Raw genomic sequence first — 1,412 nt, 5'->3', positions numbered from 1 at the left:
AACACACGCTCCAGCACCGACCGGAGACCGCTCGGCACATCGGCGTCGCCCTCCGCCGCGTCCACGACCGCACCGCAGTCCAGCACCACCACCGAAGGCACCGGCTCACCCGAATCCGCCGCCGGCAACTCCTCCCACGACACCCACGACGGCACCGACGACCCCGACGGCACCGAGGGCGCCGGGGACCACTCGATCCCGTACAGCGCCCCGGTACGGTCCGGGCCGGTCGAAACCTCCAACTGCCCCGCCTCGACGGGCCGTCCGACCATGGAGCCGACGGACAGGACCGGCCGTCCGGCCGGGTCGGCCACCCGGAGCACCAGCCCGCCACCGTCGGTGCGGGAGATGCGGACCCGGATCGCTGAGGCGCCGACGGCGTGCAGGGCCACGTCGTTCCAGGCGAACGGGATCATGGTCTCGTCGGCGTCCCCGACCAGGATCGCGGCGTGCATCGCGGCGTCCAGCAGGGCCGGGTGCAGACCGAAGCCGGCACACTCCTCCCGCATCCGCTCGGGCAACGCCACCTCGGCGTACAGCTCACCACCACACCGCCAGGCAGCCCGCAGCCCCTGGAACGCGGGGCCGTAGTCGTAACCGTGCGAGCGCAGCGTCTCGTACGCACCGTCCATCTGCACCGGCTCGGCTCCGGCCGGAGGCCATGCGCTCAGGTCGAAGTCCGGTGCGGGACGCGGAGCTGAGGTCAGGAATCCGGAGGCGTGCCGCAGCCAGGCCGCGGCCTCGGGTGCGTCCTCGCGCCGCGAGTGCACCGTCACCGTGCGGCGTCCGTCGTCCGCGGGATCCGCCGGGCCGACCACGACCTGGATCTGCACACCGCCCTGCTCGGGCAGCACCAGGGGCGCGGCGAGCGTCAGTTCCTCCAGTACGGCGCAGCCGACCTCGTCACCGGCCCGGACGGCGAGCTCCACCAGTCCGGTGCCGGGCACCAGGACGACACCCTGCACGGCGTGGTCGGCGAGCCAGGGGTGGGTGGTTGTCGACAGCCGTCCCGTGAGTACCGCGCCGTCCGATTCGGGCAGCCGGACGGCCGCGCCGAGCAGGGGATGGCCGACCGGCTCCACACCGGAAGCGTGGAGGCCGCCGGTGCCGCTCGTGGCGTTCACCCAGTAGCGCTGCCGCTGGAAGGCGTAGGTGGGCAGGTCGACGCGGCGTCCGTGCCGGCCGTCGGGCGCGGGGAAGGCGGAGAAGTAGGCACGCCAGTCCACGGTGGCTCCGTGTGTGTGGAGCGCCGCGATCGCCGCGACGAGGGTGGCCGTGTCGTCCCTGCCCTTGCGCAGCGCGGGGACGGCGAGGACGTCCGCTGCCTCGTCCAGGTTCTCCCCGGTCATCCCGGAGAGTACGGCGTCGGGCCCCAACTCCAGGTATCGTCCGACTCCTTGGCCGCGCAGGGT

At 73.5% G+C, this 1,412-nt stretch carries 1 protein-coding gene; it reads right to left on the bottom strand.

Annotated elements, in window-relative coordinates; translation table 11 throughout:
* A partial coding sequence (locus tag SCA03_RS34740) for a polyketide synthase dehydratase domain-containing protein (protein ID WP_174864529.1) occupies nucleotides 1–1,412 on the bottom strand: 1,412 nt, incomplete at both ends.

The organism is Streptomyces cacaoi (assembly GCF_006539165.1).
Lineage (GTDB): Bacteria > Actinomycetota > Actinomycetes > Streptomycetales > Streptomycetaceae > Streptomyces > Streptomyces cacaoi.
Note: the sequence above shows the minus strand (reverse complement) of the source record. Positions and strands in the feature narration are given on the sequence as shown.